Below are 14,931 nucleotides of genomic sequence, written 5' to 3'. Positions count from 1 at the left end.
GAGACACCATGTTCGACCGCCGTTCCACCTTCGGCGAGGCCCTCGACCACCCCGATGCGCGCGCCATCCTCGAGAAGCTGATGCCCGGCATCGCCGCCTCTCCGATGGCGACGCAGTACCGGGACGGCCGTCTCGGTTCGCTCATCGCCTTCGTCCCCGGTCTGGAGGACGCCGACGAGCAGGCGAAGCTGTGGGCCGCCCTCGCCGAGGTCGGCGACGGCGTGCAGCGGGCACCGTATGCGTCCGCCATCGCGCCGGATCCCGCCTATGAGGGCGACGCGGTCGCCCCGGCATCCGCGTCGGTGCACCTGCCGTTGCCGACCCCGCGCTGGGACGTGCTCGAAGTGCGCCTGGACGGACCCTCGCACGGCAACCCGTTCGTCGACGTGGACCTGGACGCGGTGTTCACGCGTCCAGACGGCTCGGAGGTGCGCGTCGGCGGGTTCTACGACGGCGACGGCGTGTACCTGGTCCGGGCCCTGGCCGATGCCGAGGGCCCGTGGTCCTTCGTCACGCGATCGACCGCCCGCTCACTGGACGGCATCACGGGCGCCGCTGTCGTGATCGCACCCCGCGACGGCGTGCACGGACCGGTTCGTGTGGACGGATTCCACTTCCGGCACGCCGACGGCACCAGGCACCGCCCGCTCGGCACGACCGCGTACGCGTGGACGCACCAGCCGGAGGACCGGCAGGAGCGGACCCTTGCGACGCTCGCCGAGGCGCCGTTCACGAAGATCCGCATGTGCGTGTTCCCCAAGTCGTATCTGTACAACGCGAACGAGCCCGCCGACTTCCCCTTCGTGGGATCGCTCGCGGACGGGTTCGACCTCGAGCGGTTCGACACCGCCCACTTCCGACGGCTCGAGCAGCGCATCGCGGATCTCGGCGCGCTCGGCATCGAAGCCGACCTCATTCTGTTCCACGCGTACGACCGCTGGGGATTCGCCGATCTCGGACCCGCCGTGGACGAACGATACCTGCGCTACGTCGTCCGGCGTCTGTCCGCCTACGCGAACGTCTGGTGGTCGATGGCGAACGAGTACGACCTGCTGTGGGCCAAGGACACCGACGACTGGGAGCGGCTGGCCGAGATCATCGGGGAGGAGGATGCCTTCGGGCACCTGAACTCGATCCACAACTGCCGCCCGTTCTACGACTATTCGAAGCCCTGGATCACGCATGTGAGCGTGCAGCGCGTCGACGTCTACCGGACGGCGGAGAACACCGATGAGTGGCGCGAGCGCTGGGGCAAGCCGGTCGTCATCGACGAGTGCGCCTACGAGGGCGACATCGATCAGGGCTGGGGCAACATCACCGGGGAGGAGATGGTGCGCCGGTTCTGGGAGGGCGCGGTGCGCGGCGGATACGTCGGACACGGCGAGACATATCTGCCCGAGGCGCTCGGGCTGGACGACGAGATCCTCTGGTGGTCGAAGGGCGGCGTGCTGCACGGCACCTCCCCCGACCGGATCGCCTTCCTCGAGCAGCTGCTGGCCGAGGCGCCCGAGGGGGTCTGGGATCCGCTGCCCGGCGACTGGGATGTGCCCTGGGGCGGCGTCGACGGCCGCGTCAGAGTGGGCTACTTCGGATTCAACCGGCCGCGGTTCCGCAGTCTGCTGCTCGCCGAGGGCGACTGGACGGTCGAAGTGATCGACACCTGGAACATGACCGTCGATCGTCTTCCCGGCGTCCACACGGGCTCGCTGCGCGTCGACCTGCCCGGACAGCAGTTCATGGCGCTGCGGCTGACCCGCGTCGACTGAGCACGCGCCCGCAGAGGAGGCGGATCCCGCCCGCACCCCGCGACCGATCGTTTCCCGCCCGAACTGGTGATCCGTCGATCAGTCGCGGACGTTTCCGTTCGAGCACGTCTGCTGGGCGGCGGAGTTTCCCCGGATCGTTTCGGGAAGGGCGGCGACCGTCTCGGCGGGCGCGGGTGTTTCGGTCACGGCCGGATCTGACGGCTCGATCGGCTCGGCCGGGGCCGGCGTTTCGACGAGGACGCCTTCATTGCCGGTGTTCTCGTGCGTCACCTGCAGCTGCTGATTGGCGTTGATCGCCGCCCACATCGCTTCGGCGGAATCGCGATCGGGAACGACCCGTGCGGGGTTGTCCGGATCGGTGAACGTCGGATACTGCAGGAAGACGATGTCCTCGAAGGGCACGTCCTTCACGGCGAGCGCGATCTGCGCGAGCATCATCGGGTTCTGCAGCGACGTGCTCGGCGTGACGTTGCTCAGCGTCGTGTCGGCGAGCTTCAGCATGGTCGGCACGTCGCCGAGCACCTCGGAGCTGATGAGTTTTCGCGCCAGCGAGGACATGTACTGCTGCTGGTTGCCGATGCGACCCAGGTCGCTGCCGTCGCCGACACCGTGCCTGGTGCGCAGGAACTGCAGCGCCTGCAGGCCCTCGACCGTGTGGGTGCCGGCCGGCAGATCGAGGCCGGTGTGGCGATCCTTGATGCCGTTCGCCAGACACACTTCGACTCCGCCGACGGCATTCGTGATCTCGATCACGCCACCGAACGTCACGGAAGCGGCGAACGGGATCTCCTGGCCGGTGAGCTCGGTGATCGTCTCCGCGACGCAGTTCAGACCGCCATACCCGTACGCGGTGTTCAGCTGCTGCTTGCTCATCTCGGACGTCTCGTTGCCGTTCTCGTCCGTGCACGACGGGATCGGCAGCATGGTGTCCCGGGGGAAGCTCACCGCGGTGATCCGGCGCGGCTCCTCCGAGACGTGCAGGAGCAGATTGACGTCGTTGAGCGTGCCGTTCGCGTCACTGCCCTCGCAGCGTTCGCGGAAGAGGTGCGCGATCTCGGGCTCGCAGGTGTCCACGCCGGTGAGGAGCAGGTTGAACCCGCCCTCGAACGCGGCGATGTCCGGCGGCACCGGTTCCTGGCCCTCCAGCTCCACCGCGTTCGAGGTGAAGTTCGAGAACAGCGTCGTTCCGATGTAGGCCGCGACGCCCACGCCGCTGACGAGCACGACCGCCATGGCGATCCCGATGATCTTCAGCAGCTGCCCGACGGCGCTGGGGCTGCGCAACTGGCCATGACGGGCGACGGTACGACGGCGTTTCACGCTCACAGAGTCCTTCGGGTCCGATCAGGGCCAGGCCCTACGACGACTCCGCCGCCCGCTACTCCCGGACGTTGCCGTTCGAGCAGGTCGCCTGAGCGGCGGAGTTTCCCCTGATCGTATCGGGAAGGGCGGCCACCGTCTCGGAAGGCGCGGGCGTCTCGGTCGTTGCGGGATCCGTCGGCTCGGTCGGTGCTGCCGGGTCGGTCGGAGCCGGGGTCTCGACGATGACGCCGTCGTTCTCGGTGTTCTCGTGCGTCACCTGCAGCTGCTGGTTCGCGTTGATGGCGTCCCACATGACCTGGGCGGTGTCGCGATCGGGGACGACCCGGTTCGGATCGCTCGGGTCCTCCAGCGTCGGGTACTGCAGGAAGACGATGTCCTCGAAGGGTACGTTCTTCACCGCGAGCGCGATCTGCGCGAGCATCATCGGGTTCTGCAGCGAGGTGCTCGGGGTGATGTTGCTCAGCGCGGTGTCGGCGAGCTTCAGCATGGTCGGCACGTCGCCGAGCACCTCGGAGCTGATGAGCTTGCGGGCGAGCGACGACATGTACTGCTGCTGGTTGCCGATGCGACCCAGGTCGCTGCCGTCGCCGACACCGTGCCTGGTGCGCAGGAACTGCAGAGCCTGCAGGCCCTCGACCGTGTGCGTTCCGGCAGCGAGGTCGAGGCCCGTGTACCGGTCTTTGATGCCGTTCGCCAGGCAGACGTCGACACCACCGATGGCGTTGGTGATCTCGATCACCCCGCCGAAGGTCACGGATGCCGCGAACTGGATCTCCTGGCCGGTGAGCTCGGTGATCGTCTGCGCGACGCAGTTCAGACCACCGTACGAGAAGGCGGTGTTCAGCTGCTGCTTGCTCATCGAAGAGGTCTCGTTGCCGCTCTCATCCGTGCACGACGGGATCGGCAGCATGGTGTCGCGGGGGAAGCTCACCGCGGTGATGCGGCGCGGCTCGTCGGAGACGTGCAGGAGCAGATTGACATCGTTGAGGGTTCCCTCGGAATCCGAGCCCTCGCAGCGCTCTCCGAAGAGGTGGGCGTATTTCTCCTCGCAGGTGTCCACACCCGTGAGGAGCAGATTGAACCCGCCCTCGAACTCCGCGATGTCCGGCGGAATCGACTCCTGACCCTCCAGCTCCACGGCGTTCGCGGAGAAGTTCGAGAACAGGGTCGTCCCGACATACGCCGCGACGCCCAGGCCGCTCACGAGCACGACGGCCATCGCGACGCCGATGATCTTCAGCAGCTGTGAGGCCGCGCTCGGGCTGCGCAACTGGCCGTGACGGGCGACGGTGCGGCGATGGGGGGTCTTATCGCTCACTCGGGGCCTTTCGGGAATTCTGCGGAGGGTGTGGGATTCGAACCCACGAGACATCTCTGCCCACTGGTTTTCAAGACCAGCTCCATCGGCCGCTCGGACAACCCTCCATCGCGCAGGAATGCACCTGCCCGATCAGGCGTCGAGTCTAGCCGAGTTCGGGATGAACACCGGCCAGGCCGACGCTCATTCTCCCGCGGTGACCTGGGGAGACCCTGTAAGCACGGTGTCCAGCGCGAGCGCCAGCCCGCCGTCCGCGACGTCCGCGGTCACCTCGCCTGCAGCATCCTTGACCTCATCCGGCGCCTGCCCCATCGCGACCGCGCGTCCTCCGATGCGCAGCGCCCAGCCGAACATGCCGATGTCGTTGCGTCCGTCGCCGGCGACGAGGACCTGCCCGCCGTTCATGCCGAGCTCGGCATGAACGCGCGCGAGCGCCGTGCCCTTGTCGACTCCCTGCGGGGCGATGTCGAGCCACGCGGTCCATCCGATCGCGTACGAGACCTCGTTGAGTCCGGCATCCGAGACGAGCCGATGGAAGTCCTCCTCGTCGTGCCCCGGCGAGACCACGACGACGCGCGACACCGGCTGCTCGCCCAGCTCATCGAACGAAACCTGCCGTCCGCCGTCGAGCGTCCAGTCGTCCAGGTGAGCGGTGAACAGCCGCTGGCCGGAGGCCAGCTCGACCATGTAGCGCGCCTCGGGCAGGCGGTCGCCGAGCAGCCCGAGCACCGTGTGCGGATCGAACGTCTCGATATGCCAGCGCGTCCACTCGCCGCCGACGCGGCGCATCGTGACGGCGCCGTTCGAGCACACCACGAACTCCGGGGTGATCTCGAGCGCGTCGAGATACCGGTGCGTCGCCATCCAGCTGCGTCCGGTCGCGATCGTGACGACATGGCCGGCATCCCGCAGCCGTGCGACGGCCTCGGGCACACCGGGGCTCATCGACTCGTCCTGCAGCAGGATCGTGCCGTCGACGTCGAGCCCGACGAGCCAGCGCGCTTCCGCTGCGACGACGGTCATGCCTCCGGCTCCAGCACGGCGAGCCCACCGAGGTAGGGCCGCAGCACTTCGGGGACGATGACCGAGCCGTCCGGCTGCTGGTGCGTCTCGAGGATCGCGACGATCCAGCGCGTGGTCGCGAGCGTGCCGTTGAGCGTCGCCACGTGCTGGGTCTTCGCCTGCCCCTCATCGACGGCCGGGCGGTACCTGACGTCGAGCCGACGGGCCTGGAAACTCGTGCAGTTCGACGTCGAGGTCAGCTCACGGAACGCGTCCTGCGTCGGAACCCACGCCTCGATGTCGTATTTGCGTGCCGCGCTCGAGCCGAGATCCCCCGCGGCCACGTCGATCACGCGGTACGAGAGCCCGAGAGCCGTCAGCATCTCCTCCTGCAGGGCGACCAGACGCAGGTGCTCCGCCTCGGCATCCTCCGGTGTGGTGTAGACGAACATCTCGAGCTTGTTGAACTGGTGGACGCGGATGATTCCGCGGGTGTCCTTGCCGTACGAGCCGGCCTCGCGGCGGTAGCAGGTGGACCAGCCGGCATAGCGCAGCGCCCCCTTGGACAGATCGACGATCTCGTCCTTGTGGTACCCGGCGAGTGCGACCTCGCTGGTGCCGACCAGGTAGAGGTCGTCGTCCTTGTCGAGGTGGTAGACCTCGTCGGCGTGCTCGCCGAGGAAGCCCGTCCCCTGCATGATCTCGGGGCGCACGAGCGTCGGGGTGATGAGCGGCACGAACCCGTGCTGCAGCGCCTTGTCGAGCGCCATGTTCATGAGGGCGATCTCGAGCCGCGCCCCCACGCCGCGCAGGAAGTAGAACCGGGATCCGGAGACCTTGACGCCGCGTTCCATGTCGATCGCGCCGAGGATCTCCCCGATCTCGAGGTGGTCGCGCGGCCCGTTCGGATACTGGGCGGCGTCGAACGTCGGCACGTCGCCGACCCGGCGCAGCTCGACGAAGTCCGCCTCGCCGCCGGCAGGGACCCCGTCGATCACCACGTTCTCGATGCGCGCCAGAGCGGATGCCGCGGCATCCGATGCCTCACCAGCGGCGTGCTGCGCCTGCTTGACCCGCTCGGCGAGATCCTTGGCCTGCGCGACGAGCGCGGCCTTCTCCTCCTTGGGCGCCTTGGCGACCTGCTTGCCGAACGCGTTCTGCTCGGCGCGCAGCTCCTCGAACGAGGTCAGGGCGGCCCGGCGCGATCGGTCGGCCTCGATCGCTGCGTCGACGGTGGACGCATCGTGGCCGCGCGCGATCTGCGAGCGGCGGACGAGGTCGGGGTTGTCGCGGAGAAGAGCGAGGTCGATCATTCTTCAAGTCTATGGCGTGGCGCGGACCCCCCAGCGAGGTGCCGGCGCCACCGAAGGCCTTAGAGTATGGCCATGATGACGACCGCGGCTGCCATGCACCGGGTCGCTCTCGTCTACAACCCGATCAAGGTGAACGAGACGCAGCTGAAGACGCTCGTGGCGTCGATCGCTGAGGAGGCCGGCTGGTCGCCTCCGCTGTGGCTTCCGACCACGATCGAGGATGCCGGACAGGGGCTGACGCGCCAGGCGCTGGCCGAAGGAGTGTCCGCCGTGCTCGTCGCCGGCGGTGACGGCACCGTTCGTGCCGTTGCGGAGGCCATCGCCGACACCGGCGTGACGCTCGGGATCCTCCCCAGCGGCACCGGGAACCTGTTCGCCCGCAACCTCGGTCTCCCGCTGACGGATCCGGCGGCCATCATCCGTGCCGCGCTGGCGGGTCGCACGCTCCCTGTCGATCTGGGCTGGGCGACGCTGACACGCGAAGACGGCTCGTCCGAGACGCACGCGTTCGTCGTGCTGGCGGGCATGGGGCTGGACGCCGACATGATCGCGAACACCCGACCCGATCTGAAGAAGTCCGTCGGCTGGGTCGCGTACGTGGACGGCGCCGCCCGCTCGCTCGCCGCCGCGAAGCCGTTCCGCATCGTCTACCAGTTGGACGAGTCGCGTCTGCATTCGACCAAGGTCTACAGCGTGCTGTTCGCGAACTGCGGCATGCTCCCCGCCGGCATCTCGCTGATCCCGACGGCGTCGATCACCGACGGCACGCTCGACATCGCGATCATCCAGCCCTCAGGGCCCTTCGGCTGGCTCGGCGTCTGGCGCAAGATCTGGTGGGACAACTCGGTGCTGCGGCGCTTCCGCGCCGGGCGGCTCGTGCTCGAGCGGCGCGGACGCGACGCGTCGGTCCGCTACCTCCGCGGCGTCGCCGCGGAGGCGGCCAGCACCCATCCGACTCCGATCGAGCTGGACGGCGACGAGTTCGGCACGGCCGTGCGCCTGCACTGCCGCGCCGATCCCGAGGCGCTGACTCTGGCGATCCCCGATTCGGTGTCGACCGACGCGCTGTGACCGCCGTCAGCCGCGGACAGGGATCGTGGCGTCGAGGTTCCCACCGACCAGCGTGAGCTGGAAGCCGTCATCCTCGACCTGGTCGTCCGGGAAGGCGACGATCGTGGCGCGCGGCGCCATGTCCATGGTGCAGGCCTTCTCGTCGTCCGTCGCGAACGTCACGGTCCCCGCGGCACCGCTGCCCTCGACCGACTCGACGATCGGCGGGCAGGACGACGAACCCCACGTCAGCAGCACGAGGCTCTCATCGTCGAACCAACCGGCGCTCGGCGTGTACTCGGTCGACGTGCCCGGGACGCCGGTGAGCGTCGGATCCCCGTCGAGGTCCGCGTCATCGGTGGCGCCGTTGTACGTCACGACGAACTCGACGTCCTTCGTCGGGTCGACTCCCTCGGGGAAGGCGCCGACGCTCGCGCGCGGCGCGAGGTCCTGGGTGCAGACGGCATCCGCATCCGGATCCACCAGCGTGACGGAGATCTTCTGACCGGATGCCGTGACCTCGTCGACCTGCGGGATGCACGTCGAGGACCCCGTCGTGACGATGGCGAACATGCGCCCGTCGTCGAGCCAGGCCGCGTCGGCGTCGAGGTCCGTCACCGGTGCGGGCGCGGCGCTCTGCTCGGGTGCGTCCGAACTGGTCGGGTTGGTCTCCGCGGGTGTCGTCGCGCAGCCGGCGGCGAGCGCTGCGACGGCGGCGAGGCCGGCGAGCGAGAAGGCGGTGCGCGAGATCGTGGTCATGGCACCCACCGTAGCGGCGATCACTGCAGAGCGGAGGTCAGCCTCGCCAGATTGTCGAGGACGGTCGAGCGCAGTGGCTGCCGCATCCACTCCTCCAGCGTCAGTTCGCGGCTGAGGCGGCGGTACTCGTCCTCGACGACGCGCATCTCGCGGACGAACTCCTCGCCGCGCACGAGCAGCGAGATCTCGAGGTTCAGACCGAACGAGCGCATGTCCATGTTGCTCGAGCCGATCACGCCGACCTCATCGTCGATCGTGAGGCTCTTGGTGTGCAGGATGTACGGCTTGCGGTACATCCAGATCCGCACGCCGCCGCGCAGCAGCGCCTCGTAGTAGCTGCGCTGGGCGTGGTAGACCATCGCCTGGTCGCCCTCTTCGGACACGAACAGCTCGATCTCGACGCCCCGATCGGATGCCGCGGTGACCGCCAGCAGCAGCGCCTCGTCCGGCACGAAGTACGGGCTCACGATCATGATCTTGCGCTTGGCCGCATACAGCAGGCCGAGGAACAGCCGGAGGTTGTTCTCGACCTCGAACCCGGGTCCTGACGGCACGACCTGGCAGTCGAGATCGCCGGTTCCCTGCGTGGCGTGAGCGATGTCGATGTCCGAGAGCACCTGGTCGGTCTCGCTGTACCAATCGCTCAGGAAGATCGCGTTGACGCTCGCGACGATCGGCCCGTCCAGTCGCACCATGAGGTCCACCCAGTGCAGGCCGCGTTTGATGTTCTTGGGCAGGTTGTACGTGGAATCCGTGACGTTCTGCGACCCCATGAACGCGACGCGGCCGTCCACCACGAGGAGCTTGCGGTGATTGCGCAGATCCGGACGCTGCATGTGGCCCTTGAGCGGCTGCACCGGCAGCATGACGTGCCAGTCCGCGCGCATGCGGTTCAGCCGGTCGACGGTGTGCTGGTAACGGGGCTTGAACCGGTTCGCCCAGTGATCGAGCAGCACCCTGACCGAGACGCCGCGCGCGGCGACCTCCTCCAGCGCCCGGAAGAAGTTGTCGGTCGCGGCATCCGATTGCAGGATGTAGAACTCGACGTGCACGTAGTGCTCGGCGGTGCGCACGGCATCCGCCATCGCGTCGAGCGATTCCTGGTAGTCGGAGATCAGGTGCGCGCCGTTGTCGCCGGAGAGCGGCATCGCCCCCATGTGCTGGTTCATCCGCACGAGCGGGTCGAACCAGTCGGGTGCGTCCGGACGCAGCGTGCCGAAGTGCAGGTGCTCGCTCGTCTCGGCGATGTAGTCGTTGATCTGCTGCTGCTTGCGGCGACGGGCGCGCGGCAGGCGCGGGTTTCCGATGAGCAGGAAGAGGAACACCCCGAAGAACGGGATGAAGAAGATCGCCAGCAGCCATGCCATCGCAGCGGTCGGCCTGCGGTTGCGCGGCACCACGATGATCGCGGTGATGCGGATGGCGATGTCGATGACGGCGAGGCCGCCGACCACCCACCACGGCCAGGCATCCATGCACGTCACCCCCTGGCTGTCCGCACCGCGTACCTCACGTCGGTGCTGGACTCAGCGTAGTGGGTGGGCCGGACGCCGCCCGGTCAGGAGGACTTGGGCGGCAGACCGCGCGCCGCGCGCTCCTCGGCTTCGATCTGCGCGTGCACCTTGCGTTCGGTGCGATCGAAGCGCAGGATGCCGCGGAGCACGAAGAAGAACACCACGCAGACGGCGATGGTCGGGAAGATCGACCACGCGGCCGCCGTCCAGAAGTTCTCCATGCCTCCATCGTACGCCGCGCCGCTGTGCGCACGATCCGCCACTTGTTCTGCACAGGCACGGATTCGCGGCGGATCCATCCACAGGGGCCGATTCGGCCCCTGTGCAGCGGGCCGCATCGGCACACTCTCGGGATGACCACCGTGATGAAAGCCTCCGGCTCCGCCGAGTTCCTCGGCCTCGTCCCCGCCCTCGCCGGGTTCACCCCGACGCAGAGCATCGTCCTCACGCCGTTCGAAGGCAAACGCACGTACGGCGCCCTGCGCATCGACCTCCCCGAGGACGACCCCGCCGCATTCGCGGAAGGCGCCGTCGCGCTGGCGAGCCGCGTCGAACGCACCGATGCCGTCGCGATCGTCGTCTACTGCGAAGAGACGGTGCAGGTCACCAGGGACGGCCTCGTGCTCCCACACGCAGTCGTCGTCGACGAGGTCCTCGCCGCTGCCGAGGAGCAGCGACTCGGCATCGTGGACGCGCTGTGCGTCACCCCCGACGGATGGGCGAGCTACCTCGATGACGACCCCCAGCTGCATCCGCTGGACACGATCCGCGCGGCCGAGCGTCCGCCGGAGGCGAAGGACGTCGACGGCGACCAGTACGCCGGCACCGAGCTTCCCGCGTACGGGCTGCTGCTGACAGAGCACGTCGGCCGGATGCTGCTCGCCCTCGACGATGTGATCTGCCGCGTGCGCATGGGTCGCGAAGACGAGGCGGAACGCGAGCATCCCGAGGCGTTCGCTGCGGCCATGCTCCTGGACGACGTCCCGCAGCTGTTCGAGGCCGCCGTGAGCCCGCCTGACGACCCGCCGCCGTTCGTGTGCGCTGCACTGATCTGGTTGTTGGATCAGCCGCTGTACCGCGACGTCGCCCTCGTGCAGTGGGCGGGCGATCTGCGCCGGGGGCAAGAAGCCCTCGCCGTTCAGCAGGAGTACCGCCTGGTGGGGGCGCTGCCCTCCGCCGAGAACGGGCAGGTCATCGTCGGCGAAGGCCCGCGCCCGGACATCCCCCGCCTGCATGCGGCACTGCGCACCGCGCGCTCGCTCGCCGGTCTCGCCCCGCGGGCACGACGGAGCGGCCCGCTCGCGCTGGCCGCGTGGCTGTCGTGGGCGATCGGCCGCCCGTCGCACTCCGAGAAGTATCTCGCCGAAGTGCGACGGGTCGCCCCGGACTACAGTTTCGGCCGACTGCTGAGCGAGCTGTTCCGCACCCGGCCGCTGCCGGGGTGGGCCTTCGACCGTCGTGTCGACCAGGCGGTATGACGCCGCACCGTCGTCACTTCACGAGCGGGAAGAGGATGGTCTCGCGGATGCCGAGCCCCGTGATCGCCATGAGCAGACGGTCGATCCCCATGCCCATGCCGCCCGTCGGCGGCATGCCGTGCTCGAGTGCGCGCAGGAACTCCTCGTCGACGCGCATGGCCTCGACGTCGCCGCGCGCGGCGAGCTTCGCCTGCTCGATGAAGCGCTCGCGCTGGATCACGGGATCGACCAGCTCGGAGTACCCGGTGGCCAGCTCGAATCCGCGGATGTACAGGTCCCACTTCTCCACGACACCCGCGATCGAGCGGTGCTCGCGCACCAGCGGCGACGTGTCGAGCGGGAAGTCCATCACGAACGTCGGGCGCACGAGGTCGCCCTTCACGAAGTGCTCCCAGAGCTCTTCGACGAGCTTGCCGTGGGTCGCCTGCGGCGGGACGTCGACGTCGCTCTGCTCGGCGAACGCGATGAGGTCTTCGACCGAGTCGTCCGGGGTCACGGTGCGTCCGGATGCCGCGGAGAGCGACTCGTACATCGAGATGCGGTCCCACTCGCCGCCGAGGTCGTAGTCGGTGCCGTCCGCCCAGGTGACGGTCGTGGATCCGGACACGGCGATCGCGGCCTGCTGCACGAGCTCCTGCGTGAGCTGCGCCATCTGGTTGTAGTCGCCGTAGGCCTGGTAGGCCTCGAGCATCGCGAACTCGGGGCTGTGCGTGGAGTCGGCGCCCTCGTTGCGGAAGTTCCTGTTGATCTCGAACACCCGCTCGATGCCGCCGACGACGGCGCGCTTCAGGTACAGCTCCGGCGCGATGCGCAGGTACAGCTCGGTGTCGAAGGCGTTGGAGTGCGTGATGAACGGGCGAGCGGATGCGCCGCCGTGCTGCACCTGCAGCATGGGCGTCTCGACCTCGAGGTAGTCGTGGCTCGTGAACGTCGCACGCAGGCTGGCGTTGACCGCCGCACGAGCGCGAACGGTCGTGCGGGCCTGCTCGCGGACGATCAGGTCGAGGTAGCGGCTGCGCACGCGTCCCTCTTCGCTGAGCTCGGAGTAGGCGTTCGGCAGCGGCAGGATCGCCTTGGCGGCGATGCTCCAGTCGTCCGCCATGATCGACAGCTCGCCGCGGCGACTGGAGATGACCTCTCCGTGCACGAAGACGTGGTCGCCCAGGTCGACGTACTCCTTCCAATCCGCCAGCGACTCCTCGCCGACGTTCGCCAGCGAGATCATGGCCTGGATGCGCGAACCGTCGCCGGCCTGCAGCGTCGCGAAGCAGAGCTTGCCCGTGTTGCGACTGAACACGACGCGCCCGGCCACACCGACGATCACGCCGGTCTCCGCGCCGGCTTCGAGCTCGCCGAACTCGGACCGAAGAGCAGGGATGCTGTGCGTCACGGGCACGCTGACGGGGAACGCTCCGCCGGAGGCATCGGCGCGCTGGGCGATCAGGCGCTCGCGCTTGGCGAGGCGGACGGCCTTCTGCTCATGGATGTCCTCGTCGTCGTTGGGGACGGGGGCTGGCGCGTCAGGCGCGTGCGTCATGCGGGGCTCCTTGGAAGTCAGCGGCCAGTTTATCGCGGGCGGGTAGCGTGGAAGCCATGAGCGCACGACGAGGACTCCGCCTGCTCGCCGCACTCGCCGTCGCCGCCGCGGCATCCGTTCTCCCGGCGACGGCGGCATCGGCATCGATCTCCGCATCCGCGCCCGGCGACGTGGACGACTTCTCCTACGCGTCATGGGATGCCGAGTACGCGCTCGGCACCGACGACGACGGGCGCGCGACCATGCGCGTCACCGAGACGCTGACCGCCGCGTTTCCCGAGTTCGACCAGAATCGCGGCATCGTCCGTGGACTCCCGATGGGATACGAAGGCGCATCGACCGAGGTGCAGGTGATCTCGGTGGAAGACGCCGAGGGCGGCTCCGTTCCGTACGAGACCGAGGAGGACGATGACGTCCTCTACATCCTCACCGGCACCGACGACTACGTGCACGGACCGACCACCTACGTCATCACCTACGAGATGCGCGACACGATCCTGGCCGCGCGCAACGGCGTCGACGAGTTCTACTGGGATCTGCTGCCGCTGGACAGCACGCAGCCGATCGACGAGTTCACGGCCGACATCGTGTTCGCCCCGGAACTGGCCGCACAGCTCACCGGCGCCTCCGCCTGCTACATCGGCCTGGAGGGTTCGACGGATCCCTGCGACCTCGCGGTCGACGGCGACACGGCGACGGTCTCCGAGAAGGGCCTCGACGCCGGCGAGGGCGTGACGGTCGCGATCGCCCTCGAGCCGGGAACCGTCGTGCAGCCCGGCCCTCGGCAGCCCAACCCCACCACGGATATCGTCCCGGTCGTGACGAGCGGTGCGGCGGCCGCTCTCGCCGCCGGGGGATGGATCGCGACATCGGCGATGGTCCGGTCGCGGCGCCGCGCGACCGGCGTGATCATCGCCCAGTACGACGTACCGGCATCGATGCCGCCGCTTCTCGCGAACGCGATCGTGCCCCGCGCGCGGAACCCGATCACCGCGCAGATCATCCACCTCGCCGTGCGCGGACTGCTGCGTCTGGAGGAGCTGCCGGACGACGCGAAGGATCCGACGCGGCCTCGACTGCGCCGGCTGACCGCTCCGGTCCCCGATCCCCTCGATCACCGTGCGCTGAAGGCCGTCTTCAACAACGATGAACCGGACATCGTCATGACGATCCCGAAGGAGAGCTCCGCCTTCGCGCAGCGGATGCAGAATCTGATCAAGGCGGGGAAGAAGGAGGCCACGGCACGCGGCCTCACCACGACCGCACGCAGCCGCACGGCCGCCGTGCTGAGCGGCATCGCCCTGGTGGTGGGCGTCCTCGGTCTGAGCCTCGGGATCTGGGGCGCGGTGCAGGGCCGCGAGAGCGCGGCGCCCGGCATCCTGCTTTCGGCACTCCTGAGCACCGCGGCTGTCGTGTCGCTCATCGCCGCGCTGGCCCCGCACACCGTGCTGACGCCGGACGGAGCAGCCGCCCTCGAGCATCTCGACGGGGTACGCGAGTTCATCAGGGTCGCCGAGGCCGACCGGCTGCGGATGCTGCAGTCGTACACGGGCGCCGAGCGCCGCCCCGATGGCACGATCGACGTGATCCATCTGTACGAGCTGCTGCTCCCCTATGCCGTCCTATTCGGTCAGGAACGCGAGTGGGGCGAGATCCTCGAGACCGCCTACGCCCAGGACCAGCGGACGCCGGTGTGGGTCAACGGTGCCGCGATCGGATTGTCGATGCGCCTCTCCGGGTTCTCGACGGCGACTGCCAGCTCGTCGACGTACACCTCACCCAGCAGCGGGACCTCGTCGAGCTTCGGCGGTTCGACCGGTGGCGGCTTCTCCGGAGGCGGTGGCGGAGGCGGCTTCTCCGGGGGGCGCTGA

12 protein-coding genes and 1 tRNA gene are annotated in these 14,931 nt (G+C 68.7%); 4 read left to right on the top strand and 9 right to left on the bottom strand.

Annotated elements, in window-relative coordinates; genetic code table 11:
• Positions 1–8: 8 nt before the first annotated feature.
• The gene (locus M2317_RS13440) at positions 9–1,766 is read left to right on the top strand and encodes a DUF5605 domain-containing protein (RefSeq protein WP_429460930.1); all 1,758 of its coding nucleotides are present in this window, start codon (positions 9–11) and stop codon (positions 1,764–1,766) included.
• A gap of 78 nt (positions 1,767–1,844) precedes the next feature.
• Here M2317_RS13440 and M2317_RS13435 read toward each other — a convergent pair whose 3' ends face one another.
• From M2317_RS13435 to serS, 5 genes are all read right to left on the bottom strand, one after another.
• Positions 1,845–3,086, bottom strand: coding sequence for an LCP family protein (locus tag M2317_RS13435; RefSeq protein ID WP_429460929.1), 1,242 nt, complete (start codon positions 3,084–3,086; stop codon positions 1,845–1,847).
• Positions 3,087–3,144: 58 nt separating this feature from the next.
• Positions 3,145–4,407, bottom strand: coding sequence for an LCP family protein (locus M2317_RS13430; RefSeq protein ID WP_429460927.1), 1,263 nt, complete (start codon positions 4,405–4,407; stop codon positions 3,145–3,147).
• A gap of 22 nt (positions 4,408–4,429) precedes the next feature.
• A tRNA-Ser gene (locus M2317_RS13425) sits at positions 4,430–4,514 on the bottom strand.
• Positions 4,515–4,590: 76 nt separating this feature from the next.
• Positions 4,591–5,430 (bottom strand): HAD family hydrolase, encoded by an 840-nt coding sequence (locus M2317_RS13420; protein ID WP_429460925.1) that lies wholly within the window; start codon positions 5,428–5,430, stop codon positions 4,591–4,593.
• The gene (gene serS, locus M2317_RS13415) at positions 5,427–6,722 is read right to left on the bottom strand and encodes a serine--tRNA ligase (RefSeq protein ID WP_429460923.1); all 1,296 of its coding nucleotides are present in this window, start codon (positions 6,720–6,722) and stop codon (positions 5,427–5,429) included. The genes M2317_RS13420 and serS overlap by 4 nt, the downstream gene beginning before the upstream one ends.
• A 72-nt stretch (positions 6,723–6,794) precedes the next feature.
• Between serS and M2317_RS13410 the strand changes: the two genes are divergently transcribed.
• Complete coding sequence (locus tag M2317_RS13410) at positions 6,795–7,793, top strand: diacylglycerol/lipid kinase family protein (protein ID WP_429460921.1); 999 nt, start codon at positions 6,795–6,797, stop codon at positions 7,791–7,793.
• Between the two features lie 6 nt (positions 7,794–7,799).
• Here the strand turns inward: M2317_RS13410 and M2317_RS13405 are convergent, their stop codons facing one another.
• The 3 genes from M2317_RS13405 to M2317_RS13395 form a co-directional block, all read right to left on the bottom strand.
• Positions 7,800–8,531: a hypothetical protein gene (locus tag M2317_RS13405; RefSeq protein ID WP_429460920.1), complete on the bottom strand. Its 732-nt coding sequence runs from the start codon at positions 8,529–8,531 to the stop codon at positions 7,800–7,802.
• Positions 8,532–8,551: 20 nt separating this feature from the next.
• Positions 8,552–10,006, bottom strand: a complete 1,455-nt coding sequence (cls, locus tag M2317_RS13400; RefSeq protein ID WP_429460918.1) for a cardiolipin synthase — start codon at positions 10,004–10,006, stop codon at positions 8,552–8,554.
• An 83-nt stretch (positions 10,007–10,089) separates the two neighbouring features.
• Entirely contained in the window at positions 10,090–10,266 is a 177-nt protein-coding gene (locus tag M2317_RS13395) for a hypothetical protein (RefSeq protein WP_429460916.1), read from the bottom strand.
• A gap of 132 nt (positions 10,267–10,398) precedes the next feature.
• Here M2317_RS13395 and M2317_RS13390 point away from each other — a divergent pair, with 132 nt between their 5' ends.
• A complete protein-coding gene (locus tag M2317_RS13390; RefSeq protein ID WP_429460914.1) occupies positions 10,399–11,523 on the top strand; it encodes a DUF4192 family protein in 1,125 nt (374 codons plus the stop codon).
• A 13-nt stretch (positions 11,524–11,536) separates the two neighbouring features.
• Here the strand turns inward: M2317_RS13390 and lysS are convergent, their stop codons facing one another.
• A complete protein-coding gene (gene lysS, locus M2317_RS13385; protein ID WP_429460912.1) occupies positions 11,537–13,060 on the bottom strand; it encodes a lysine--tRNA ligase in 1,524 nt (507 codons plus the stop codon).
• Between the two features lie 56 nt (positions 13,061–13,116).
• Here lysS and M2317_RS13380 point away from each other — a divergent pair, with 56 nt between their 5' ends.
• Positions 13,117–14,931 carry a DUF2207 domain-containing protein gene (locus tag M2317_RS13380; protein WP_429460911.1) on the top strand — a complete coding sequence of 605 codons (1,815 nt, stop codon included), beginning with the start codon at positions 13,117–13,119 and terminating at the stop codon, positions 14,929–14,931.

It is taken from the genome of Microbacterium sp. ZKA21 (assembly GCF_050434165.1).
Classification (GTDB): domain Bacteria; phylum Actinomycetota; class Actinomycetes; order Actinomycetales; family Microbacteriaceae; genus Microbacterium.
This window is presented reverse-complemented; position numbering and strand designations above follow the sequence as displayed.